20 protein-coding genes and 1 riboswitch are annotated in these 23,810 nt (G+C 42.0%); of the genes, 12 read left to right on the top strand and 8 right to left on the bottom strand.

From position 1 onward, the window contains the following. Positions 1–16: 16 nt before the first annotated feature. The 5 genes from K5Q34_RS05715 to K5Q34_RS05695 all read left to right on the top strand — a co-directional run bounded on the left by K5Q34_RS05715 (position 17) and on the right by K5Q34_RS05695 (position 6,148). The gene (locus K5Q34_RS05715; RefSeq protein ID WP_221864658.1) at positions 17–1,999 is read left to right on the top strand and encodes a DUF1430 domain-containing protein; all 1,983 of its coding nucleotides are present in this window, start codon (positions 17–19) and stop codon (positions 1,997–1,999) included. A gap of 1 nt (position 2,000) precedes the next feature. Continuing rightward, on the top strand, positions 2,001–2,633 hold the full coding sequence (locus K5Q34_RS05710) for an ABC transporter ATP-binding protein (RefSeq protein WP_221864657.1): 633 nt from the start codon (positions 2,001–2,003) through the stop codon (positions 2,631–2,633). Between the two features lie 262 nt (positions 2,634–2,895). After that, a riboswitch (glycine riboswitch) is annotated at positions 2,896–3,000 on the top strand. A gap of 109 nt (positions 3,001–3,109) precedes the next feature. Then, on the top strand, positions 3,110–4,444 hold the full coding sequence (locus K5Q34_RS05705; RefSeq protein ID WP_221864656.1) for a sodium:alanine symporter family protein: 1,335 nt from the start codon (positions 3,110–3,112) through the stop codon (positions 4,442–4,444). Between the two features lie 257 nt (positions 4,445–4,701). Further along, the gene (locus K5Q34_RS05700) at positions 4,702–5,550 is read left to right on the top strand and encodes a mechanosensitive ion channel family protein (protein WP_221864655.1); all 849 of its coding nucleotides are present in this window, start codon (positions 4,702–4,704) and stop codon (positions 5,548–5,550) included. A 10-nt stretch (positions 5,551–5,560) separates the two neighbouring features. Further along, positions 5,561–6,148 (top strand): DUF4352 domain-containing protein, encoded by a 588-nt coding sequence (locus K5Q34_RS05695; RefSeq protein WP_221864654.1) that lies wholly within the window; start codon positions 5,561–5,563, stop codon positions 6,146–6,148. A gap of 224 nt (positions 6,149–6,372) precedes the next feature. Here the strand turns inward: K5Q34_RS05695 and gdhA are convergent, their stop codons facing one another. After that, positions 6,373–7,719 (bottom strand): NADP-specific glutamate dehydrogenase, encoded by a 1,347-nt coding sequence (gdhA, locus tag K5Q34_RS05690; RefSeq protein ID WP_014636785.1) that lies wholly within the window; start codon positions 7,717–7,719, stop codon positions 6,373–6,375. Positions 7,720–7,950: 231 nt separating this feature from the next. Between gdhA and K5Q34_RS05685 the strand changes: the two genes are divergently transcribed. The 4 genes from K5Q34_RS05685 (at position 7,951) to K5Q34_RS05670 (ending at position 14,133) form a co-directional block, all read left to right on the top strand. Beyond that, positions 7,951–10,590 carry an LPXTG cell wall anchor domain-containing protein gene (locus K5Q34_RS05685; protein ID WP_221864653.1) on the top strand — a complete coding sequence of 880 codons (2,640 nt, stop codon included), beginning with the start codon at positions 7,951–7,953 and terminating at the stop codon, positions 10,588–10,590. Between the two features lie 197 nt (positions 10,591–10,787). Next, positions 10,788–11,726, top strand: coding sequence for a dihydroorotate oxidase (locus tag K5Q34_RS05680; protein WP_172115596.1), 939 nt, complete (start codon positions 10,788–10,790; stop codon positions 11,724–11,726). Between the two features lie 332 nt (positions 11,727–12,058). Continuing rightward, complete coding sequence (locus tag K5Q34_RS05675) at positions 12,059–13,291, top strand: CapA family protein (protein WP_221864652.1); 1,233 nt, start codon at positions 12,059–12,061, stop codon at positions 13,289–13,291. An 11-nt stretch (positions 13,292–13,302) separates the two neighbouring features. Beyond that, on the top strand, positions 13,303–14,133 hold the full coding sequence (locus tag K5Q34_RS05670; RefSeq protein WP_221864651.1) for a Cof-type HAD-IIB family hydrolase: 831 nt from the start codon (positions 13,303–13,305) through the stop codon (positions 14,131–14,133). Between the two features lie 265 nt (positions 14,134–14,398). On the opposite strand, the gene K5Q34_RS05665 is transcribed toward K5Q34_RS05670, so the two are convergent. From K5Q34_RS05665 to K5Q34_RS05650, 4 genes are all read right to left on the bottom strand, one after another. Continuing rightward, the gene (locus K5Q34_RS05665) at positions 14,399–15,181 is read right to left on the bottom strand and encodes an ABC transporter permease (RefSeq protein WP_024400374.1); all 783 of its coding nucleotides are present in this window, start codon (positions 15,179–15,181) and stop codon (positions 14,399–14,401) included. Position 15,182: 1 nt separating this feature from the next. After that, positions 15,183–15,962 (bottom strand): ABC-2 family transporter protein, encoded by a 780-nt coding sequence (locus tag K5Q34_RS05660; RefSeq protein ID WP_024410263.1) that lies wholly within the window; start codon positions 15,960–15,962, stop codon positions 15,183–15,185. After that, positions 15,955–16,938: an ATP-binding cassette domain-containing protein gene (locus K5Q34_RS05655; RefSeq protein ID WP_074391377.1), complete on the bottom strand. Its 984-nt coding sequence runs from the start codon at positions 16,936–16,938 to the stop codon at positions 15,955–15,957. Before K5Q34_RS05655 ends, K5Q34_RS05660 begins: the two co-directional genes overlap by 8 nt. Positions 16,939–17,022: 84 nt before the next feature. Beyond that, positions 17,023–17,556 (bottom strand): TetR/AcrR family transcriptional regulator, encoded by a 534-nt coding sequence (locus tag K5Q34_RS05650; protein WP_015646379.1) that lies wholly within the window; start codon positions 17,554–17,556, stop codon positions 17,023–17,025. A 125-nt stretch (positions 17,557–17,681) separates the two neighbouring features. On the opposite strand from K5Q34_RS05650, the gene K5Q34_RS05645 reads away from it, so the two are divergent. Further along, positions 17,682–20,141, top strand: coding sequence for a YhgE/Pip domain-containing protein (locus K5Q34_RS05645; protein WP_221864650.1), 2,460 nt, complete (start codon positions 17,682–17,684; stop codon positions 20,139–20,141). A gap of 49 nt (positions 20,142–20,190) precedes the next feature. On the opposite strand, the gene K5Q34_RS05640 is transcribed toward K5Q34_RS05645, so the two are convergent. Genes K5Q34_RS05640 through K5Q34_RS05630 form a run of 3 tightly spaced genes read right to left on the bottom strand, consistent with a single transcriptional unit; the run spans position 20,191 to position 22,320 of the window. Continuing rightward, a complete protein-coding gene (locus K5Q34_RS05640) occupies positions 20,191–21,255 on the bottom strand; it encodes a DUF4097 family beta strand repeat-containing protein (protein ID WP_221864649.1) in 1,065 nt (354 codons plus the stop codon). Further along, a complete protein-coding gene (locus tag K5Q34_RS05635; RefSeq protein ID WP_012775489.1) occupies positions 21,252–22,007 on the bottom strand; it encodes a DUF1700 domain-containing protein in 756 nt (251 codons plus the stop codon). Before K5Q34_RS05635 ends, K5Q34_RS05640 begins: the two co-directional genes overlap by 4 nt. Further along, complete coding sequence (locus K5Q34_RS05630) at positions 21,994–22,320, bottom strand: PadR family transcriptional regulator (RefSeq protein ID WP_002937550.1); 327 nt, start codon at positions 22,318–22,320, stop codon at positions 21,994–21,996. Before K5Q34_RS05630 ends, K5Q34_RS05635 begins: the two co-directional genes overlap by 14 nt. Positions 22,321–22,613: 293 nt before the next feature. Here K5Q34_RS05630 and K5Q34_RS05625 point away from each other — a divergent pair, with 293 nt between their 5' ends. Both K5Q34_RS05625 and K5Q34_RS05620 read left to right on the top strand, forming a co-directional pair. After that, the gene (locus K5Q34_RS05625; RefSeq protein ID WP_044757765.1) at positions 22,614–22,994 is read left to right on the top strand and encodes a CidA/LrgA family protein; all 381 of its coding nucleotides are present in this window, start codon (positions 22,614–22,616) and stop codon (positions 22,992–22,994) included. Then, positions 22,987–23,682 (top strand): LrgB family protein, encoded by a 696-nt coding sequence (locus K5Q34_RS05620; protein ID WP_002937552.1) that lies wholly within the window; start codon positions 22,987–22,989, stop codon positions 23,680–23,682. The genes K5Q34_RS05625 and K5Q34_RS05620 overlap by 8 nt, the downstream gene beginning before the upstream one ends. Positions 23,683–23,810 lie beyond the last annotated feature (128 nt).

Genomic DNA, 23,810 nt, shown 5'->3' with positions numbered 1-23,810 from the left:
ATGAGATGAAGTTAGAATGAAAGGAAAATTTGTACTTGTATCGACGATCATTCTAGCCGTCTTTATGATTTGGTTGGGCGTCAGCCAAAAGGAGACTATGCTTGTTCATTATTATCCTTCTGTGACCACCTTGTCGGTATCTGAGGACGTGACTTACTCAGATGTACGACAGCGATTAGAGGAATATTCTCAACAGACGGATAGTGTGATTGCCAGGCGGGTGATTGAGCCAAGTACATCAGGTGGACGTACCTTTTCCTATGATAACTTTAGTAAATCTCCCCTGCCGAGAGGGCTGGAGGAATTTCAGGCATCAGAAAAGGTGGAGTCTGCACTTTTAACCAAATATTTTATTCTCCAAGGAAAAGCGACGGTAGAGGAACTTCGGTCTCTTCTTGTTTCGATTGGATTTGACGAGGTTCAGATTCGGAAGCCTTCGACTATTGCTACTTTACTCGCATTTCTGACACAAGGTGGTCAATTCTTAGCCATACTGGTCTTTCTCATTACCTATATGGCTTTGGTCGTGATTGCCAATGTAAGGCAATTGCGCACAGCAGGCATCCGTTTGATTGCAGGAGATTCACGTTGGCATTTATTTCTACTATCTCTACAGGAAAATGCGAAAGAGATAGCTCTAGCTATCCCATTTGTGGTTCTTCCAGCAGTTGGACTGGCCTATCTCATCGGATTAGATAGCTATTCTGTCTACTATCTGGTCGCAGCCTTGGTGGGCTATCATTTCTTGCTTGGTTTGATTGTCCTTTTTTTCGCTGCTACATTTACCTTGGGCATTCGAACCTATCACTTTTTACCCTTGTTAAAAGGGAAGATGCCCCTGCAAGGAATCCTGACCATTATGGTTATGGGACAAATGCTGGCTCTACTGGTGGTGTCATTGGGTGTGGCTCAAACCGTCTATTATTCAGGAATTTGGCAGGAATACGAAGTAGGCACCCAGCAGTGGGAGAAAGAAGAGGATTACTATAGTTTGGCTTGGAACATTGCTGCGGATGGTCGCTCAAGACTAAATTCGCCTGAAAATTGGTATCCTTTACTAAAGCAAGCTTTGGAGGAAGACGGCGCGCTCTTTGTCAAAAGTAATTTGAATGCCTATTTAATGGGCTCCCAACTGGAAGATGGGACAAGCCTTGACAGCTACCATCCAGCAGGAAACACCCTCTACGTTAGTCTAAATTATTTGCAGATACAGGATGTAAACTTGTCGGACGAAGCATTACCTTCTCTACAAGAAGGTGAATTTCAACTTCTATTACCTGAAAAATTGCGCCCTGAAAGCGATACCTATCTCCATCTTTACCAAGACTATATCAATCGTATGGTTAGACCTGCTAATCAAGCAAGCTCAGCTACCATCAAGGGAAAAGTTGCCTATTTAAAAGATGGGCAGAAGCAATTTATCTACAATCATCGTTCTGGTCAACATGTGCAATACCTGACAGACCCTATTTTAGTTGTGCTGGCACCGTCAAGTCTGGGAAAAGAATCTGCTGATTTTTGGCTGAATGAAGTAGATAGCAGTCTGCTATTTAAAAACAGAGATAAACTTTTGCGCGAATTGAAGGCAAGAAATCTGTTTCAGTTTGTCAATGAAGTGAGAAGTAGTTCCTCCCTATTTCAAGAACTATTAGATCGTATTCGGATAGAGACCATTTCAACATCTATGGGTGCCATTTTAGGGATTGTGACATCAATTGTCCTGTTTAATACCATGAATCTTTTATACTTTGAAGAATTTAAACGTGAGATTTTCATCAAAGAAATTGCAGGGATGGATTTCTTGGGAATCCATAAGAAATACCTAACGTTCCAACTGCTTTCCCTCTTGTTGGCCCTTGGAGCAAGCATGGTAGTGACAGGTCACATTTTCATAAGTAGTATCAGTTTTGCCTTGTTTATGGTCAATGCCCTCTGTTTATTGAGGTGGCAGGCGAGGAGAGACGTAGCTTGGAATATCCGTATTTTGAAAGGAGCCTAGTATGTTTTCTATCCAATCAATTCAAAAGAAATTTGGGAAACGCAGCTTGTTTTCTGATGTAACGCTAGACTTGCAGGCTGGAAAGGTCTATGCCTTGATAGGTGCCAGTGGTAGCGGAAAAACGACCTTGCTGAATATTTTAGCCAAGTTGGAGTCCTATGATGCAGGTGACATTCTCTACAAGGGGAAGGATTTGAAAAAGGTGAAGCCCCATCTCTTTTTTAGGGAGGAATTAGGCTATCTCTTTCAGAATTTTGGTCTTTTAGAAAGTCAGACAATCAGAGAAAATCTGGATTTGGGACTGATTGGTCAGAAATTGTCCAAAGACGAAAGGAAATCGAGGCAGGAAGCGGCACTTGATGCAGTTGGTCTGTCTTATCTGGACTTGTCCCAGCCTATCTATGAACTCTCAGGAGGGGAAGCTCAACGGGTAGCACTTGCTAAAGTCATCCTGAAAAATCCTCCATTGATTTTAGCAGATGAGCCGACGGCTGCCTTAGATCCTAAGAGTTCCCAAGAAATTATGGATATTTTGTTATCCTTGAAGAGCCCCGATCGGCTAATTGTGATTGCGACCCATAATCCTTTGATTTGGGAGCGAGCAGACCTTATCATAAAAATGGAAGACTTGTAAAAATTCATACTCTTCGAAAATCAAAATTATCTGTTGTCAAGAGCCTTGATGAGTAAAAAGCTCCGGTGGAGCTTTTCAGCCTGTTACCTTGAAACAAGACAGTAACAGAGTTCTATCTTCGGCTTCGTTTCCTAGGCCACTTTTGATTTTCATTGAGTATCAGAAAATATTCTTGATTTTTTCGTGAAATTAGATTAAAATAAAACTAGATAAAACTGAATAACCGGTTGATATTGGGTAGAAGGGAAACTGACTGTTCAATGGACGGAACTCTGGAGAGACCATTTTGGCACCGAAGGGGCAAGGTAGTTCTGCTTGGAAAAGTAGAGCTACTGAAACTCTCAGGTAAAAGGACAGAGCGTTGAAAAATAAGCTTTTTCTGTATTTTTCACGTTGATTCTAGAGGTTGAAGGGTTCAGCCTCTTTTTGTTTTTCCGGCAGCTTTATCGGATTAAGAATTATGCTTAGGAGGAACTATGTTAGAACTATTTAAGGCTATCAACAATCTTGTTTGGGGACCGCCTCTCTTAATACTTTTGGTCGGTACAGGTGTTTACTTTACGCTCCGTTTAGGGATGTTTCAAGTTAGCAAGTTACCAACCGCCTTTCGTCTGATTTTCTCTAGTGACCAGTCTGGTCAGGGAGATGTGTCTAGCTTTGCGGCTCTTTGTACAGCTTTGGCAGCGACAGTTGGTACGGGAAATATCGTCGGAGTGGCAACAGCCATTACGACAGGTGGACCAGGGGCTCTTTTTTGGATGTGGGTAGCGGCCTTTTTCGGGATGGCAACCAAGTATGCGGAAGGATTTTTAGCCATTAAATACCGTACAAAGGATGCCAATGGTCAAGCAGCAGGTGGGCCTATGCACTATATCACCTTGGGGATGGGACAGAAGTGGAAACCCTTGGCTGTTTTCTTTGCTGTCTCAGGTGTCCTCGTAGCGCTTTTGGGGATGGGGACATTTTCACAGGTTAATTCGATTGCATCTTCCATGTCTTCGAGTTTTGGATTAGCTCCCCAGTTGGTCAGCATTGTGACAGCCATTTCAATTGCTCTCTTTATCTTTGGGGGAATTGAAAAAATATCGGATGTTTCGACCAAAATCGTTCCTTTCATGGCAATTTTATACATTTTGGCAAGTTTGATAGTCTTGGTAGTTCACTGGAATGAACTGTTGCCGACACTTGGTTTGGTTCTGAAATCTGCCTTCTCACCTGCAGCAGCAGTAGGTGGCTTTGTAGGGGCAACTGTAAAAGAAGCGATCCAACGTGGTATTGCGCGTGGAGTGTTTTCAAATGAATCTGGTCTAGGTTCGGCGCCTATCGCAGCTGCAGCAGCCAAATCGGATAATCCTGTTGAGCAAGGTTTGATTTCTATGACGGGTACCTTTATCGATACGATTATTATCTGCACCTTAACAGGTTTGACAATCTTGGTGACAGGTCAGTGGTCTGTCGAAGGATTGGAAGGAGCTCCTCTGACACAGGCAGCTTTTGCAACAGTTTTTGGCAATGCAGGATCTATTGCCTTGACGATTAGTTTGGTACTTTTTGCTTTTACAACTATTCTCGGATGGTCTTACTATGGTGAACGCTGTATCGAGTTTCTATTCGGTACCAAATCCATCTTGCCTTATCGTCTGTTATTTGTGGCAATGGTAGCCCTTGGTGGTTTCCTCAAACTAGACTTGATTTGGACCATTGCAGATATTGTAAATGGTCTCATGGCCCTACCAAACTTGATTGCCTTACTAGCTCTCTCTCCTGTTATCATCAAGGAGACACGCCAGTATTTTGCAAAGAAGAAATAAGATAAAAGACAGTCGTTTGGCTGTCTCAGATTGAAGAAAAAGTCCATTTTGGACAATTTTCTTCAATCTTTTTTCTTTATGTTGAAAATAAAAAACTCTCAGAAACGCGAAATATCAATGTTTCTAAGAGTTTAATGACTTGCTATCTTTCGCAAACTTCTTCAATTTTTAATATTTTTAGGAGTTTGTCTACGTTCTAAGTCAGCCACTTGGCTGTCTTTTTGTTCTTTTAGGATGTTTTCTGCTATAATTATCTCATGAATGATTTTATTACAAAGTATTTGTCTCAATTTAACATTGAGGCCATTGTGACAGCAGGTCTAAATAAGGTTTTATCGCTTGTTTTACTCTTTGTTGCATTTTACATTATCAAGAAGATAGCCAAAGCTTCTGTGAAAAAGGTTTTGGTTCCCTCTCTAAAGGTATCTACACAAGACATTGGTCGTCAGAAGACCATCAGTCGTCTGATGGAAAGCATCCTAAATTATCTACTCTACTTTATCCTTATCTACTGTATTCTGAGTATCCTCGGTTTGCCGGTATCCAGTCTTCTTGCAGGAGCCGGGATTGCTGGGGTAGCTGTTGGGCTGGGCGCACAAGGTTTTCTCTCAGACTTGGTCAATGGATTCTTTATCTTAATTGAACGACAGTTTGACGTCGGAGATGTGGTTAAGTTAACCAACGGGCCCATTACCATTTCAGGAACCATCGTTAGCATGGGAATCCGAACAACACAAGTACGTGATGCAGATGGGACATTGCATTTTATTCCCAATCGCAACATTCTAGTGGTGTCCAATCAGTCAAGAGGGGACATGCGTGCTCAAATCGATATTCCACTCAAATTTAATACCGATTTGGAACAAGTCTATCGCGTAATAGAAGAGGTCAATTTGAGAGAAATCAGCAATTTTGACCAGATTACAGGTGTGACTGTATTAGGTCCCCAAAACGCTATTTCGGGACAGTTTGTATTTCGTGTTAATCTTTTCGTAGCCAACGGTCAACAGAACAAAATCTATCATCAATTCTTTGGTTTTTATCAAGATGCTCTGCGTCAAGCAGGAATAGATTTACCTTCAAGTGGACCAACTGTTTTAAAATAAGGAGTTTATTATGCAAACAAAAGATTTTGTCGTTGAAAATGGGCAGATGTATTATAAGAAGAAACCCTTGCACAAACAGCCTCTCTTTTGGACAACCATTGCTGGTGCCGTTCTCTCCTTTATCCTAGGAGTAACCTGTTTTATTTTTATGATTGGCCTAAGCGCAGCAAATTTTGATAATTGGGATATAGGTAGTGACGGATACATTGACGAGACTGTGGAATACACGGAGTATCAAGTTGGTGACTCAGTTGATTTTTCTGATGGTCTTCATGTAACAGTAACGTCTATGGGCAAAGACGATAGCGTAGAACTAGTAGATAGCTACTACAGCACAGCTTATGTTGTTGAAATGGAAGTTGAAAATTCGACCGCAGAAGAACTCTATTTTGATGAATACTATTTCAGTCTCATGGACCCCGTTAGTCAGATTCCATTTTCTCTGGATTTACGGACCTATGATGTGAATCTAGTTGAAAAGTTGAAGCCAGGAGAGAAAGTACAAGTAAAACTTATCTACGGTATAGATGATGAAACAAACTTTGGTTTTACATACGAAGATGCCATGTGGACAGAATTAGTCGCAGAAGGTATCTAATCGCTGTAGAAAAAGTTTTAAATACTGCACAATTTTGCGGGTTTATAACGCTCCTTGGTTCAGATTGTTCGGCTTGATAATCGACCTATCTGTTATTTTTACATTTTAAAAAGGAGAACATGTTTATCCACTGTTCTCCTCTTTTTTTAACGAAAAATACCCCCAAAATTAGCACGTCAATCTTGGGGGCGTTTTTATTATAGTTTAGTAAACTAAAAGTAAGCTTATACTAAACCTTGGGCAATCATGCTATCCGCAATTTGTTCAAAGGCTGCGATGTTAGCACCTGCAAGGTAGTCTGTACCAAGGTCGTATTTTTCAGCAGTTTCTTTAGCTGTGTTGAAGATGTTTGCCATGATGTCTTTAAGACGGCCGTCTACTTCTTCACGAGTCCATGAAAGACGAAGGCTGTTTTGGCTCATTTCAAGGGCAGATACGGCTACACCACCAGCATTGGCTGCTTTAGCAAGGCCGTAAAGAACGCCATTTTCTTTGTAAACTTTGATAGCATCAAGGTCAGATGGCATGTTGGCACCTTCAGCCACACAGTAAACGCCATTTTTCACAAGGGCAGCAGCTTGCTCGCCGTTGATTTCGTTTTGAGTCGCACATGGAAGGGCAATGTCAGCCTTGCCATCGTAGTTCCATACAGAACCTTCGAAGTACTTAGCAGTCGCTTTTTCTGCAGCGTATTCTGTCAAACGAGCGCGGCGTTTTTCTTTGATGTCCACCAAGAGGTCAAAGTCGATACCAGTTTCGTCAATGATGTAACCATTTGAGTCTGAAACAGAGATAACTTTTGCACCGAGTTCAGTAGCTTTTTGAACAGCATATTGGGCAACGTTACCAGAACCTGAGATAAGGACTGTTTGGTCTTTGAAGGATTTGCCGTTTGCTGCCAACATGTTATCAGTGAAGTAAACCAAACCGTAACCAGTTGCTTCTGGACGGATAAGAGAACCACCGAAGCCAAGAGGTTTACCAGTCAAGACACCTGCATCAAACTGGCGAAGGCGTTTGTATTGACCGTACATGTAACCAATCTCACGACCACCGACACCGATGTCACCTGCAGGGACGTCAAGTGAAGGTCCGATGTGTTTTTGCAATTCAGTCATGAAGCTTTGGCAGAAGCGCATGATTTCAGCATCAGTTTTTCCTTTAGGATCAAAGTCTGAACCACCTTTACCACCGCCGATTGGAAGACCAGTCAAGACGTTTTTGAAGATTTGCTCAAAACCGAGGAACTTCAAGATGGATTGGTTTACAGTTGGGTGGAAGCGAAGACCGCCTTTGTAAGGACCTACAGCTGAGTTGAACTGAACACGGTAGCCGCGGTTGACTTGAACATTTCCATCTTTATCTGTCCATGGAACACGGAAGCTGATGATACGCTCAGGCTCAACGATACGGGCCAAGATGTTTTCTTCGATGTATTCTGGGTGTGCTTCAAAAACAGGCTCAAGTGTAGAGAAGAGCTCTTCTACAGCTTGAAGGAATTCTGTTTCATGTGGGTTGCGGGCTTTGACTGCTTCAAAAGAAGCTTGGATGTAAGCTTTGGCATTTGACATGGGATCACCTGATTTCTTTTTTATTTATTAAATTGTCTGACAATTTAATTTATCTGATAATTATTATAGCACCATGATTTTTAAATGTAAAGAAAAAAATGATAATTTTTCTAAACTTTCTGAGCAAGTTGCGAGTAGACAAAAAGTAGACTTTCTTTACATACGAACATTGACAAATGAGGAATGATAGTATAATATAAAAGTTGTAAGTAAAATATAGGGGTAATATATATGAAAAAGAAATCTGTTGCTATTCCAGTAACGCTTGCTACAGGTGTTTTAGCTGTTGGGACAGTTGGTTTTCAAGCAAACCAAGTCAGTGCCGATACTATTGTTCCTACTGTCTCAGAAGAACAAGCTGCACCAGTAAAAGTTGTTAGTGAGCAAGAGCTTGCAAATGCACAGGCAGCTGTGACAGAAGCTGAGCAAGTTGTCCAAGCTGCTTCAAATACTGCTACGGCTAAGGAACAAGTTGCTGCTAACGCTGTTCAAGGCGTTGTGGAGGCGACTGATAATCTAGCAAAAGCTGAAGAGCTTGTAGCGAAGGCTACTGAGGAAGAAATCGAAAAGACTCAGACTACTATAGAAGAGTTAAAAGAAACAGCTGCCAGTCAAGAAACAGCTCAAACTCTTGCTGAAAAGGAACTGGCTGAGGCTAAGAAGGCTGAAAAGGTTCCAGCTGAGAAGGTGGCTCAAGCACAGACAGCCTATGAAAAAGCTAATTCTACATTATCTGCCGCACAAGCTACGGCTACTGCAGCAACTAACCAAGTTGCCGAAGCCCAAGCCGCTCTTGCAACAGCAGAGGCAAATGTAGCGACAACTACCAACCAAGTTGCAACTGCCGAGCAAGCAGTTCAGGCAGCCCAAGCCGCTTTGCAAACGGCTGAACAAGCTGATAAGGAAACAGCTCAACAATTGGCGGTAGCCAAGGAGAACTTAGCTCAAGCCAAACAAGCACAGGCCGCTGCTGAGGCTGATTTGGCTACAAAAGTAGCTGCGGTGACTACGGCTGAATCAAGTGTTAAAGAAGCCCAAGCGGCAGTTGCAGCAGCAGAAGCATATCTAGCTAGTTTGGTTTCAGATGGAACAGAATTAACTCCGCTAGAATTCTTCGGAGCAGAGGTTGAAGAGCCGTCTGAAGGAAATGCTATGGTGGGTGTGTCAGGCACCTTCTACGAACCTGATCAAGCAGCTATCTTAGCTAGAATTAATGAAATTCGTAAGGAAGCTTTTGATGAGGGCCTTGTAGATCGTTATGTACCTCTTAAGTGGTCAACTATTTTAGAGTATACAACTCAAATTCGTGCTGCAGAGGCAGAGTATACCTTGGGGCACATTCGTTGGACAGATAAGAGCGTCTTTACTGTAGACACTGATAATCCTGAAATTGTAGCCGTACGTTCTGAGAATTTGGCTTGGAATTTTGGTCGATCAGGTGATGCAATGTTGACGGCTATTGAGCAGTTCTACGCAGAAAAAGAAGATTTTGTGAACCAGACTCCGGATGCGGTAGTAGGTCACTATGTATCACTAATCAACCCGAATTACACCCATACAGCCCTATCAGCTTTCTTGTCAGCTGGCAATGATGGGTGGACAGGTGTGGCACAACACTTTACTGTAGGGGATACCTCAGAAGAAGCGGTTGGTTTATACGGTGATGCCGTACAGATTTTAGAAGCCAAAGAAGATTATTTATTTGATTACGAATTGCTAACGCCTGAAATAATATCAGATGTCAATCAGAATATAGTGCTGAATGTTTCGGCAGTTTTTGCCCCTTACGATAACTATGCCCGTGTCGTATCTGTTTATTCAGGACTAACTTGGGAATCTGCAGACGAGAACATTGCTGCAGTTTCAGAATCAGGCGTGCTTACAGGTATCTCAGAAGGCGAAACAAGCGTGTATGTAACCTTCCCAAATGGCAAGAAAGAAACGGTCAAAGTCAAAATAGTTGATATTCAAAAAGCACGCGATGCAGTTGAGCAAGCTAAAGCGAATTTAGCGAAGCAGGAGGCCGAACTTGCGAAAGCTAAGACAGCACGTCAAGCGGCACAGACAAGTGTAGAGACTGCGAAAGCTACCGTTGCAAATCGTCAAACAACTTATAACCAATTATTATCTGTTGAGTCTAAAGTAACGAAAGCTCAAGCAGAACTTGATAAGGCTCAAGCTACTCTTACGGATGCAAAAGAAAAAGCAGCCGCTGCAAAACAAGACTTAACTACTGCTGAGCAGACACTTGCTGATAAAGAACAAGCAGCAAGTGTTGCAAAACAAGATTTATCAGTCGCTCAAGTAGCACAGACGACTGCAAAAAATGCTTTATCAGAAGCACAGGCAAGCCTATCCGCTTTACAGGAAATAACTGCAACGAGAGAAGCAGCTTTGAAACTTGCAGAGGCTAACCTTGCCAAAACAGTCGCAGATTTGAAAGCAGCAGAAGCTTATCTTGCAAGCTTACTCAATGCACAAGAGAACTATCGTTTAGCTCAGCAGTTGCTTGAGGAAGCGAAAGTAGCGGCAGCAGAAGCTCTTGCACAACGTGATGCAGCCTTGGAAGCCAAACAAGCAGCGCAGACAGATTTTGAAACTGCTCTAACAAAATATAAGAGCATGAGACTTGCTTATGAAGCACAGTTAGCTTTGCAAAAAGCGGCGGAAGCTAAAGAATTGAAGCAGGCTCCTGTAGCGACTCCTAAACCATTGTCAAAACCAGAAGTTTCTCAAACAAGTAGCAAGGTAACTGCAACCCAAACTAAGACTCTACCTGCAACAGGTTCTGTTGAGTCAATGTTAGGATTGACAGGTTTGGCATTGCTAGGAACATTAGCTCTTGCTAACCAGCGTAGACGTAGAAATTAATAACCTAGAGAGAGTTCCATTTGGACTCTCTTTTTAAAATACGAACATTGACAGCGATTTGCCTTATCTCGAGAGAAGCTATGCTATAATGAAACAAATAAAAAAGACGCTCTTTGTTATGCCAATTGGGAAAGCCGTCAGTTTTTTATGGCTGGTTGACAATGGTTGGTATCTATTGAGCGAAAATAGGAGGAAAGATGGTTTCAACAGCAACGACACTCGGTGGATTTACCTTTGGTAATTGTTTGATGAATGCGGCAGGGGTTTGGTGTATGACCAAGGAAGAATTGGATGCGGTTAAGAACTCGAAGGCGGGTACTTTTGTGACAAAAACAGCAACCTTGGACTACCGCGCGGGTAATCCAGAACCACGTTATCAGAATGTTCCGCTTGGTTCTATCAATTCGATGGGCTTGCCAAATCAGGGCTTGGCTTACTATTTGGATTATCTACTAGAATTGCAGGAAACGGAGCCAGAACGCACATTTGTTTTATCTGTAGTTGGAATGTCGCCTGATGAGACTCATGAGATTTTGAGAACTGTAGAAGCCAGTGATTTTAAGGGGGTAACAGAGTTAAATCTTTCTTGTCCCAATGTCCCTGGAAAACCGCAGATTGCCTATGATTTTGAAACGACAGAAACCATCTTGCAGGAGGTCTTCACTTACTTTACCAAACCACTCGGTATTAAGTTACCACCTTATTTCGATATTGTGCATTTTGACCAAGCAGCAACGATTTTCAACCAGTTTCCTTTGAAGTTTGTCAACTGTGTCAATTCGATTGGAAATGGTCTCTATATCAAGGATGAGTCAGTTGTCATCAAGCCTAAAAATGGTTTTGGTGGTATCGGTGGAGAGTATATCAAGCCGACTGCTCTTGCCAATGTCCACGCTTTTTACCAGCGCTTGAAACCGGAGATTCAGATTGTTGGGACTGGTGGCGTCTTGACAGGTCGAGATGCCTTCGAACACATTCTCTGTGGTGCCAGCATGGTTCAAGTTGGAACAACCCTGCAAAAGGAAGGTGTGGCAGCCTTTGAACGCATTACGGCTGAATTGCAGGCCATCATGGCTGAAAAAGGCTACGAGACCATTGAAGATTTTCGTGGCAAGCTACAGCACTTAGATGATTAAAATCATCTGTTGAAGACATAAAAAGAAGCTAACATTGTACCGTTCTCCCAGATAGTCTTTTAGGGAGTTAGGAAGGGATAATGTTAGCTCTTTTTAAATGGTCTGTGAAGATCGACCTGATAATCGTTTGAGGAATGGAATACATAGTCGGAAACATATATTTGTGAGATGGAATTCTGATTTTATTTAGATTTTTTAGCAAAAATGTCGTATACTAATATTAGAACATCTATTTATAAGTGATGTACTTTTATGGAAGAAATAGTTTTTTGAGGGACTACTGACTGTATTTTGAACAAAGGTTCTTAAGTAGGGAGTATGAGGGTAAAGGTATGGAGAAAAGGGCGAACTCTATTCGCAGAAAACGATATGCGTCCTATCGGACAAAGATGCATTTGTTTTTTATTTGTGGCTTAGCGACTATTATCTTGGCGATTATTATTGTAAGCGAACACCTAGTTCCTAGGCTGAATCAGGCATCAGAATCAATGCACTCAGATAATTCTGTTCGCATCATGGCCCACGGAGATTTACTCTATCACTTGCCTATTCTTCGAGGAGCAGAACAGCCAGATGGAAGTTACGATTTTTCTGAGAATTTTACCTACGTAAAGCCCTGGATAGAACAGGCTGATTTCGCTATCGCAGACTTTGAAGGGACCATTTCCCCAGATGTCGAATTAGCAGGTTACCCACTTTTTAATGCGCCTGCCATTGTCGCCAACAATATCCATGATGCAGGCTACGATTTAGTAGATTTGGCCCACAATCATATCTTGGACTCACATCTTTCTGGATTGGTTTCCACTGTCAATACATTTAGAGATGCAGGTGTGGATACAGTCGGTGTCTACGCCGAAGGTAATCGGGCAACTGCACCACTCTACATTCGGGAAGTCAATGGTATCCGTATAGCTGTTTTAGCCTATGCTTACGGTTTCAATGGGATGGAGGCTTTGCTGAGTCAGGAGGAATATGATGCCTATTTATCGGATTTTGATAAAGAAAAGATGCGGGCAGAGATTGAGCGAGCCGAGAAAGAGGCAGATATTACCATCGTCATGCCTCAGACGGGTGTGGAATATCAGTTGGAGCCTACGGAGGAACAGACCAGTTTGTACCATCAAATGGTTGATTGGGGAGCAGACATCGTTCTTGGTGGGCATCCGCATGTAGTCGAGCCCGCAGAGATTATTGAAAAAAATGGTCAGAGAAAATTGATTATCTATTCGATGGGGAATTTCCTGTCCAATCAGCGTATTGAAAGCATGGATGATACACCAAATTCCCAATGGACCGAGCGGGGTGTCTTGATGGATATAAGGATTCAGAAAGAGAATGGGCAGACAAGTATTCGGACAGCCCAAGCGCATCCAACCTGGGTGAATCGTATCTCTCAGGGAACGTATTCACTAGATGGTTATGAGCGTTTTAGCTATCAGACCTATGTATTGGAAGACTGGGTCGCTGGTGGTCGATACTATGGACAATTGGATCTAGATACGCAGGCGCGTGTGGATACAGCCTATCAAGAAATGAAAGACTTTGTCAATTTGGTATGGTAAGGAGAGAGAAGATGACAGTTCGATTAATTGCAACAGACATGGATGGGACCTTTTTAGATGGCCAGGGGAGTTTTGATAGGGAGCGATTTTCACGGGTCTTGGATCAACTAGATCAGAAAAAGATTCCCTTTGTCATCGCGAGTGGCAATGGGATTGGGCGATTGCTACAATTATGCCAAGGATTTGAGCAACGACTGATTTTTGTAGCTGATAATGGTGCCCATGTGTATCAAAATGGCAAAACAATGATTCGACGTGCTATTCAGCAAGAAGAAGTCGAAGCAATACTGCATTTTTTCAAAGGACGTTGGGCGGATATATGTTTGATGTTGTCGAATGAAGAAAACATTTATATGCAGGCTGGGGCAGGTATGCCATTTGCAGGGACGGATTTGCCAATAGAACCAGCTCAAATGGCTGCCTTCCAAAATCGTGTGACCTATTTAGACGACCTCAGTGCCTATCCTAATTTAGAACCTATTTATAAGGTTGGTCTCTGGGTTCCTGAAGCGCGTGTAGAATCGATAACGGAAGAGTTTAACCAGGCTTTTCAAGGTCAGCTGGTTGCAGTAACTAGTGGCTATGGCTCCATTGATATCTTGCCGCAAGGGATTCATAAGGCGTGGGGCTTGGAACAGGTTTTGACCAGTTTGGATATCGAACCTGAACAGGTGATGGCCTTCGGTGATTCAGACAATGATATTGAGTTATTGTCCTATGTTGGGTATACCTATGCCATGGAAAATGCGACAGACAAGGTCAAGGCGGTTGCCAAATACCTGGCTCCAAGCCATTTGGAAGCAGGTGTGCTTCAGGTCATTGAAGAATATATAGTCATTTAGTTTATCTTTGATTACTTCGACGAGCGCGGAAACGTCGTTTCCTTATTTCCAACTTCAAACACTCCACAGGAGTGATTTGAACTCGCTTTGCCGTACTCCAGTACAGCCTGCGACTTTTTGATGCGAACGTTGTTCGCTTTATTTCCAGCCTCCAAAGGTTCCCCGAACCTTTGAAGCTAGTACTAAAAGCAAACTAAACAACTATATTTTATAAGTATATAGAAAAAAGCTAGTGTTCTCAATCCAGAGAATGCTAGCTTTTTTTTTAATTTCCAACGCTGGTGAACTTGGTCATACCATGGCGGAAGAGTTTGTAATTGATGGTAAATAAGATCAGGACAACTAGTGGCAGAGCCAGTCCCCACATAGACAAGTCTAAGAAGTAGAGGGCTGGGAAATAGGCTGTAAAAGCATAAGGGAAAACAAAAATCAGCAGGATTTGAATGATTTTTGGATAGATATTGAGTGGGTATTGAGCCATCTGATTGAGGGCGAAAATTCCCATGGTCAAAGGGAATGATTCTACAATCCAAAATGCTAGAGCAGTTGGACCGAGCTGAATAGCTGCATAGAGTAGGCCAATACAAATGGCAATAAAGATTAGTAGGGCTAGTTTTCCAAGACTCCATTCCATACCCAGTTCCTTGGAAGCTTGGGCTAGTGCAAGGGAACCGATAAGTGTTGTTCCGATTCCTTGTGGCTGGATTCGTTCACAGATAAGCTGAAAAAGAGGATTGACAGGCATGAGGAGGAGGCGTTCAAATTCGCCTTGTCGGATGTAGCGACTGCCAAACATCCAGAGATTGTCAAAGAAAATCAAGTGAATGGAGCGTCCGACGGTTGCTATTCCATAGATGAAAAGCATTTGACCGTAGTTGAAACCAGCGATTTCCTTGATATTTCCAAAGAGGATGTTGAGGAAAATCAGGTAGACAATTTGTTCAATCAAAGAGGAGAATAGCCCGATGAAGAAGTCCACCCGAAAGGACATCTGGGCCATCATGTAGACCTTGATGTTATATAGATAGAGGCTGATATATTTCTTCATGTTAACCTCCAAAAATGACAATACGACGCTTGGCTTGGGACCAAAGAGCGGCGATGAAGCAGGCTAGAATGGGTATCCATATAACTTGCAGTCCCAAAGCTCTTAGATCGCTCTCCTGTCCCAATAAAATGGAAACTGGAACGTTAACCGCATAATTATAGGGAAGGAGTTTCAAAAAGTTTTCCACAGCCTGTGGATAGAAGCTGAGTGGTAAAAGCGCCCCAGAAGCCAGATTGAAAAGCCCCATCCGTAGGAGCATCACTCCCCAGGCGTTGACTGTAAAAAATGCTAAGAAGCCAAAAGCCATATCCAGTAATTGAACGATAAACATCCCTAAAATCGAACTGACCAGAAAGAGCAAAATGGTCTGGCCATCAGGCAGGTAGAAATCTTGATGAACAAGTAGAATACCGATAAATACGATGGCAAATTTTATCAGTTCCAAGAGCTTATTTCCAAGGTCTTTGAAAAAGAGAGCTAGGATAAAGGAATAGGGCCTGAGAAATTCTCCAGCAATGCTTCCTTTTAAAATGCTGTAGGACAAATCTTCTCCGAGTGAGAAGGAATTTAAACTGGCTAGTAGATTAGCAAAGATGATGTATGTAGTAAAGGTTTGCAGGGTAAAGCCATTGACTTCTGATTGAGTGAAGAAAATGGTTTTCCAAACATAGAGAGCCACCAAAATCTTCACTGCCAGTGAAACGAAAGTCGCTAGAAAGAAAGCCTTGTACTGCATGGCATTCATCATGGTCAGGCGGGTCATGTAGAGATATTTACGCATGGATACCCTCCTCATAAATTTGGCGGACCATGGTTTCAATTTCCAATTCCTTCATGGTGACATCCTCAATTGAATAATGATTGAAAACTTGCTCAATCACCTGGGCACTAGTCCAGACCTTGCTTTGGTAGTGGATTTCAAAGTGAAAATCATCTTTACGAACAAATTCCAAGCCTTCCAATTGTAAGTCCTGTTCAATTGGTTTTTCTGTGGAGAAGAGAATGGTCTTGACTGTGGAAAAGCGTTCTTTGAGGACGGTCAGTGAACCATCGTAGACTTTTTTGCCCTTATCAATGATAAAAATCCGCTCACAGAGGCTTTCAATGTCCTTCATATCATGGGAAGTAATCAAGAAAGTGGTCTGGTATTCTTGATTCATATAGCGGATGAAGGAGCGAATGGTCTCCTTAACGCTGGCATCCAAGCCGATGGTTGGCTCGTCCAAAAAAACGACGGCAGGCTGGTGGATAAAGATAGCCGCAAATTCACAGCGAACCCGTTGGCCGAGCGACAGATTACGGATTGGTTGCTTCATAATATCAGCCAAGTCCAATAGATCAATCAAGACAGCTAATCGCTCTTTGAATACCTTATCTGGAACATCATAAATTTTTGCGTGAAGGATAAAAGATTCCTGGACAGGCAAGTTCCAATCCAAATGGGATTTTTGCCCAAAGAGAACTCCAATTTGTTTATTGACTTCTTTACGGTGTTCTTGCGGATTGAGTCCGTTGATGCGAACCTGTCCTTGGTCTGGGAAGAGAACTCCGGTAAGCATTTTGATGGTGGTGGATTTACCAGAACCGTTAGAGCCGATATAGCCGATGATTTCGCCTTTTTCTACCTGCAAGGAAATGTCTTGAACAGCAGGGATTGACTTTTTCTTTGGCTTGAAAAAGGCCTTAATCGAACCTTTGAGACCGACTTCCTTATCTATGATGGAATAGGTTTTTGATAGATGTTCAGCTTGAATCATATCATAATCTCCTGTTTGAAAACGTTTGCGTAAGATAAGGATATTATAACATATTCCCCAGAAAGTGGCGGTAAAAAGTCACATTTAAGGTAACATTTTTATTAGAAAATCGGTCATATATTGAGGAGATTCTTGCTTACCATTTTTAATCCATACCTGCATGATACCGAAGAAGGCATGTGAAAAATAGATGCTGCTGTATTCTTTTTCCAGTTGTGATAAATTCTCTTTTCCTAAGCGCTCCGCTAAATCATTGGCAACAAGAAGTCGGACCTTATTGATAAGAAAATTTTGGATTTCTTGAGTTCCGTTATGGGTCAGTAGGGCGGAAAGCAATTTTTCACGATAGAGCAACTCGAAAATTTCTAAAAATGATGATTGGCGATTGCCATCATAACGGTCAAATATAGCCTCTAATTTGTGAAAAAGTCCTTGTTGGTAGGAGTCGATTAATTCGTACTTATCCTTATAGTGGGTATAAAAACTGGAACGACTGATACCAGCAGTCTGGGCTAGGTGGGTGGTTGTAATGTCATTAAATCCTTGTGATTCCAAGCAGGTTACCATAGCTTCTAAAATAGCCTGTCGAGTTCGTTCTTTCCGATTATCTGTTCCCATAATTTCTCCTTTTGAACATTTTTGGACACAATGTCCAAAAACAATTCTTCTGACTTGATTTTGAAAATGATACTTGTATAATGTATTTTATCAGTTTTTGGACAGTATGTCTAAAGGAGTTGCTTATGTTACGAAAAGTGAAGAATATTTTAAAAAAGCCAATGACTTTGGTTACCATTATTGGTATTGCCTGTGTCCCAGCCTTATATAACATTAGTTTCCTAACCTCTATGTGGGATCCTTACGGCCGACTAGACCAGTTGCCTGTAGCAGTTGTCAATCAAGACCAGTCGGCGAGCTTTCAAGATAAAACCCTCACCATTGGTGATGATATGGTGGATAATATGAAAGAGAGCAAGAGTCTGGATTTCCACTTTGTATCAGAAACGGATGCGGAAAAAGGTTTGGAAGAAGGGGACTATTATATGGTCATCACCCTACCAGAAGATTTATCAGAAAAAGCATCTAGTCTCTTGACGGATCAGCCTGAACCACTAACGATTTCTTACCAAACCTCTAAAGGTCACAGCTTTGTCGCTTCTAAGATGGGCGAATCAGCTATGGAGAAATTAAAGGAATCTGTTTCAGAGACGATTACCGAAACATACACCTCTGCCGTTTTTGACAGTATGGGAGAGATTCAATCTGGCATGGTCGAGGCGGCAGATGGTAGCCAACAATTAACAAATGGAGCTAGTCAATTGGAGTCAGGCAGTCAAACACTTTCAAATGGACTGACTACTTTAACGACTTCGGGTCAATCACTCGTGACAGGAGCAAATCAATTGGCCACCGGTCTTGTATCTTATACAGATGGAGTCAATCAGGCTGCGACAGGCAGTCAAACACTGTCCAGTGGCTTAACGACCTACACAAATGGGGTGGCGAGTCTTGCTTCAGGTGCGGAGCAATTAAATGCCAATTCCTCTCAGCTCATCGCTGGGGTGGGACAATTGCAATCAGGAGCAAGCCAGGTTGAACAACTGGTAACGGGAGCCAATCAATTGCAGGCAGGCTTGAAGCAACTCGCTAGTTCAACTAGTTTGTCTGCTGAACAGTCTAGTCAGATACAGGCCTTATTGACAGGACTTCCTCAGTTGCAAGCAGCCATCAGTCAATTAAATGATAGCCTCTCAAGTATAGGAGGACTTGCAGTAGATACCTCTACTCTATCTAGCCTCTTGACAGAGATGGGGGCTCAAGCTCAAGGATTGTTGACTGCAGCCCAAGCTGATAAAACAGCCAGCATTGCAGCCTTGCAAGCAACGGCTACCTATCAGAACTTGACAGCTGATCAGCAAGCTGAATTGGTTGGCGCCCTCCAAAACTCGCCTTCGACAACAGCGACAGCAGCCCAAACGATTTTGGGTCAATTGTCTCAACTCAGTCAAGCCTTATCTAGCCTACAAAGTCTTTCTGGAATGGCAACACAAATGAGCCAGCTACAATCAGCTGTCGGTCAGATTAACACGGCTGCCAATCAAGCATTGCCAGGAGCTACAACAGCCATTGAAAACCTATCAAGTGGCTTGAGTCAGGTCAACACCGCTTTGAACCGGCAAGTTCTACCAGGAACTCAAACCTTGACGAGTGGTGTGAGTCAACTTCAAACGCAATTATCAAATGGAGCGAGTCAACTCATGTCAGGAGTAACAGCCTATACCGCAGGTGTTGCCCAATTAGCAACAGGTGGCGCCCAGTTGGTTGCGAATAATAGTAGCATCCAATCAGGAGGTGGTCAGTTAACATCAGGATTGGCAACCTTGGCATCCAACTCCAGTCAACTTGTCAGCGGTTCAGGACAACTGGCATCTGGCAGTCAGCAATTAATTGCTGGTGCGGATCAATTAGCTAGTGGCGGTCAAACCTTGACAAGCGGTATCTCCAGTCTTCGTACAGGTAGTGAAACCCTAACAAATTCACTCAGCTCAGCCAGTCAACAACTATCAGTCATCTCTGTAGAAGACAAAAATGCACAAGCAGTTTCTCAACCAGTCACCTTGGAACACAGCGACCAAGATGATGTGAAGACCAACGGTGTCGGAATGGCTCCTTATATGGTATCTGTCGCACTAATGGTTGCAGCCTTGTCAGCGAATGTTATTTTTGTCAAACACATTGATAATCGTTCCTACAAGAATCGTTGGGATTGGGCTAAAGGGAAATTGTTACTTAATGGTACGATAGCCAGCCTAGCAGCACTGATTCTGTACGGTGTTCTTCGCTTGATTGGAATCGATCCAGCTCATCCTATGGCAACCTTGGGATTAATCCTCTTAGCTTCATGGACCTTTATGGCCCTCGTTACAGCCTTGGTGGGTTGGAACAATCGTTTCGGCTCCTTCGCAAGTTTAATTATCTTGTTACTACAGCTTGGATCAAGCGCAGGTACCTACCCAATCGAACTTAGCCCACGCTTCTTCCAAGTCATTCAGCCTTATCTTCCAATGACCTATTCTGTTTCAGGCCTTCGTCAAACCATTTCTATGTTTGGAAATAGTAGTCATCAAGTTTGGATGCTGAGCCTCTTCTTAGTAGGCTTTATGGGACTAGGTCTCTTGATTTATAATCAAAAAGATGAATAAATAGAAAACCAACTGCTCCATGTGAACAGTTGGTTTTTGGTTGATGTAGTTATTTTGGTGTTGGTGTTCGTAAATTAATGGTTGCGTTAGTTGAAGTAATGGTCAGGCTATTATTGCTCTCTTTTTTCTCCAAAGTTAAGGTTTGTTTATCCTCCTCTTTTTTGATCGATAATGTTTGATACTTATCTTTAGTGAAAATACCGACGTTTTCAGCTTGTTCGTTGAAGTAACTCATATCACCAACAGCTTGCTTTAGTTCTTCGAGGGTTTCATAGTGGTAGCCTAAGTGTTCCGCAAGTGTTTTGATGTCCAGCTGTGTACTGATATTCAGATTGATGTCTTGTAAGCTCTTATCTGTTAGGTTTATATTTGTAACAGATAGGCTGTGTTCGGAAGGAGTGAGGACGTTTTTTCCTAGGAGAGTTAATTGATTTGCATTCAGTTCTTGGTAGTTTTTAATGGTAACATTTTCAAAACTGGTTTCAGATAGGTGGATGCTACTTTCCTGGAGGTTGATGTGCATATCTTTTAGAGTGGATTGTGTCGCTTGGAAGTAGCCTGCTTCAATCTGACCGCTGTCAATAGTCACCTTGTCAAGAGTGACACCACCAGACAGATTTGCCTCTTTGATATGGATATTCTCAATCGTGAAACCGCCAAAATCATAGAAGTGGAGATTGTGTCCCTCTAATTTATCCAGTGTCTTCCCTTTAGGCACTTCAATGGTGACGGAGAAGACATTGATACGACGTTGGGCCAACCTTTCTCCAAGATACTGCATAATTCCTTCGATAGCAAAAGATTCTTGTTGTGAAGAAAGGGTCAAAGTGCCCTCTTTTTCTGCTAGTTTTAAGGGGGATTGCATATTGTTGTCGGAGTTGGCATAGGTCACATGGTAGTTGCTATCGCTAGACTCCTTGATATAGACGCTGTGGGGGATAAAGTCAATTTTAATGGTATTCAAATCTGTGAAGGTCTTATGGACTTCCGTCGGAGCAGCAACCTCTTCCAAGCGGGTTACGCCTCCTGTGAAAAATCCAATGCCAGCCAGAATTAAGCCTGCAATCAGGCTGACAAAGCCGATAATAATGGCGATGGTTAGTTTCTTTTTCATGCTCGTTTACCTCGTTTCAAGATCCATTTGAAGCAAGCCTTGACCAGTCGCCAAGACCAGTAGGCAAAAAATCCAGTCAAGATGTAGATGAGAATAGCTCCGCCAATCAAAGACAAACCTGAGCCAAACCCCATGAGGAAGATATTGAAACCTTCTGACATAAGGCTAAAGGCTTCCCAAATCAGATAGCCGCCGCTGGTGAGAAGTCCGACACCCAGAACAAAGGCACCGACAATGAGGGCCAAGATGAGCGCCACCAATCCCAATAGACTAGCTAGGAGAATAAGCAAAAGTGGAATGGCGATAGGCAGGGAAATGACAGCTAGGATAGCCAACCAGAGCGTTCGTTTTGTTTGGCTAAAATTACGGAAGTAGCGACCGAGGAAAAAGGCGCCGAGGATAAGAGTTGCAAACAGAGGAATGACTCCGATAAACTCTCCCATGATAAAGAGTAGGAAGAAAGAGAAGAGACCTGTCATACTTAAGGCTCCCAGACCAACCCAGAGTTTCCAGTTGAGTTGAATAGGTTCTTGCTGATCCTTCTCCTCTTGGATTTGTTTGTTGAGCATGTTGTTGATGAGTTCGCTGGCAGCTTCTTTTGGTGAACCAAGTTCTTCTATAATTTCTGTTTCACGCTCTGGTCCAGCCTCGTCAAAATACTCATTAAAGAAGCTGATGGCTTCAAAGTATTCTTTGTGGGGCAGTTTTTTGAGATATTTTTCTAACTGCTCCATGTATTCAGTTCTTGTCATGGCGGACGCTCCCTTCTATGATGCCGTTTATCGTGTTTGTATAGGTATCCCAGTCATCTTTGAGTCGGACCAATTCTTCGTGACCTAACTGAGTTAGGCTATAATACTTGCGCATACGACCCTGATATTCTTGGGAATAAGTAGTCAAAAAGTCATTTTGCTCCAATCGCTTTAGGATGGGATAGAGGGCGGACTCCTTGATGTTGGCAATTAATTTAATGGTCTGACAGATTTCATAGCCATAAGAATCATCGGATTCCAAAATAGCCATGATGAGAAATTCTGTCAGCACTGCGGGGACTGGAAAATGCATAGGACGCTCCTTTCCTTTGTTGTTAGTTGGGTTCGGTTTTGATATATAGTGTTCAGTTGTATATATCAAAATTTGTTATATATTAAATATACACCTACAAAAATAAATTGTCAAGTGATTATGTGCAAAATAAATAAAATAGCTTTAGACAAATTTTTAATGTGTAAACGTTTTATAGCCTTGAAAAATATTTTCAGAGTAGTAAACTTAATAACAGTACTAACATTAAGGGATTTTCTGGACTAAAAGAGAATGACCTCAGATGGATTAGTAGTATTTAAGGTGGTGTAAAGATGAAACTATATGTTCAGTTTATGATTATTCTAGTATTTTCATTTTTAGGGGAAGCTATTTCGACTATTTTTCATCTTCCTATTCCGGGAAGTATTATTGGCTTAATCCTCCTATTTTTAGCCCTAGAGTTCAAATTGATTCGTCTTCGCCACATTCATACGGTTGGAAATTTTTTGCTGGCTAACATGACCATTCTTTTTTTGCCTGCAGCGGTGGGCATTATGGAGAGATTTGATGCAATTAAAGATTATTTACTTCCTATTATCATCGTCATTTTAGGCGCCATTTTTTTAAATATCTTAGTAATTGGTTTTGTTGTTCAATTTGTGAAGCGAAAGTTTGAAGGTGACTACATTGATACGGAGGGAATTCATGACTGAACTTTTTTCAAATCCTATTTTTGGTATTATGTTATCAATTGCAGCATATTTAATTGGAATGCTGATTTATCGAAGATTTCCTCATCCAATCACAACCCCACTGTTGGTAGCTACAGGATTGATTATTGTCTTTTTAAAAATGACAGGTATTTCCTATAAGGAATATTATGCAGGAGGTTCCTATCTAAATATGCTTATTGTGCCTTCAACAGTAGCTCTGGGTATCCCTTTGTATCGTTCTTTCCATCTAATGAAACATCACATTCGAAGTATTCTTTTGGGAATTTTTGTTGCCTGTATTGTCAATACTGTCTTTACTGCCCTGATTGCAAAATGGTTTGGAATGGATTTTTTTCTAGCAATCTCTCTTTTTCCAAAATCAGTCACCACTGCTATGGCTGTTGGTATTACTGATAAAATGCAAGGAATAGCAACTGTTACTCTTGTAGTCGTTGTTGCAACAGGGATTCTGACAAGTGTTCTTGGTCCGGTCTTTTTAAAGCTACTAAAAATTGAAGACCCGGTAGCTGTTGGTCTTGCTTTGGGAGGAACAGGACATGCCATTGGAACGGGTACAGCGATAAAATATGGGCATACGCAAGGGGCAATGGCTGGCTTAGCTATTGGGATTACAGGAATTATGTATGTGGTGATTAGTCCTATAGTTGCGCAGATTATCTTACAATAAAAAGAGGCTGGGCAAAAACTAGCCGCTCACATATAAAAAAACGAGCAATTCCAATTAGGAGTTGCTCGTTTTCCATTTCATGCTTTATAATTATAATAACGACAAAACAACTAGAAAGGCATGAAAAT

The sequence above is a fragment of the Streptococcus sp. 2018110 genome (genome assembly GCF_019754115.1).
Lineage (GTDB): Bacteria > Bacillota > Bacilli > Lactobacillales > Streptococcaceae > Streptococcus > Streptococcus hashimotonensis.
This window is presented reverse-complemented; position numbering and strand designations above follow the sequence as displayed.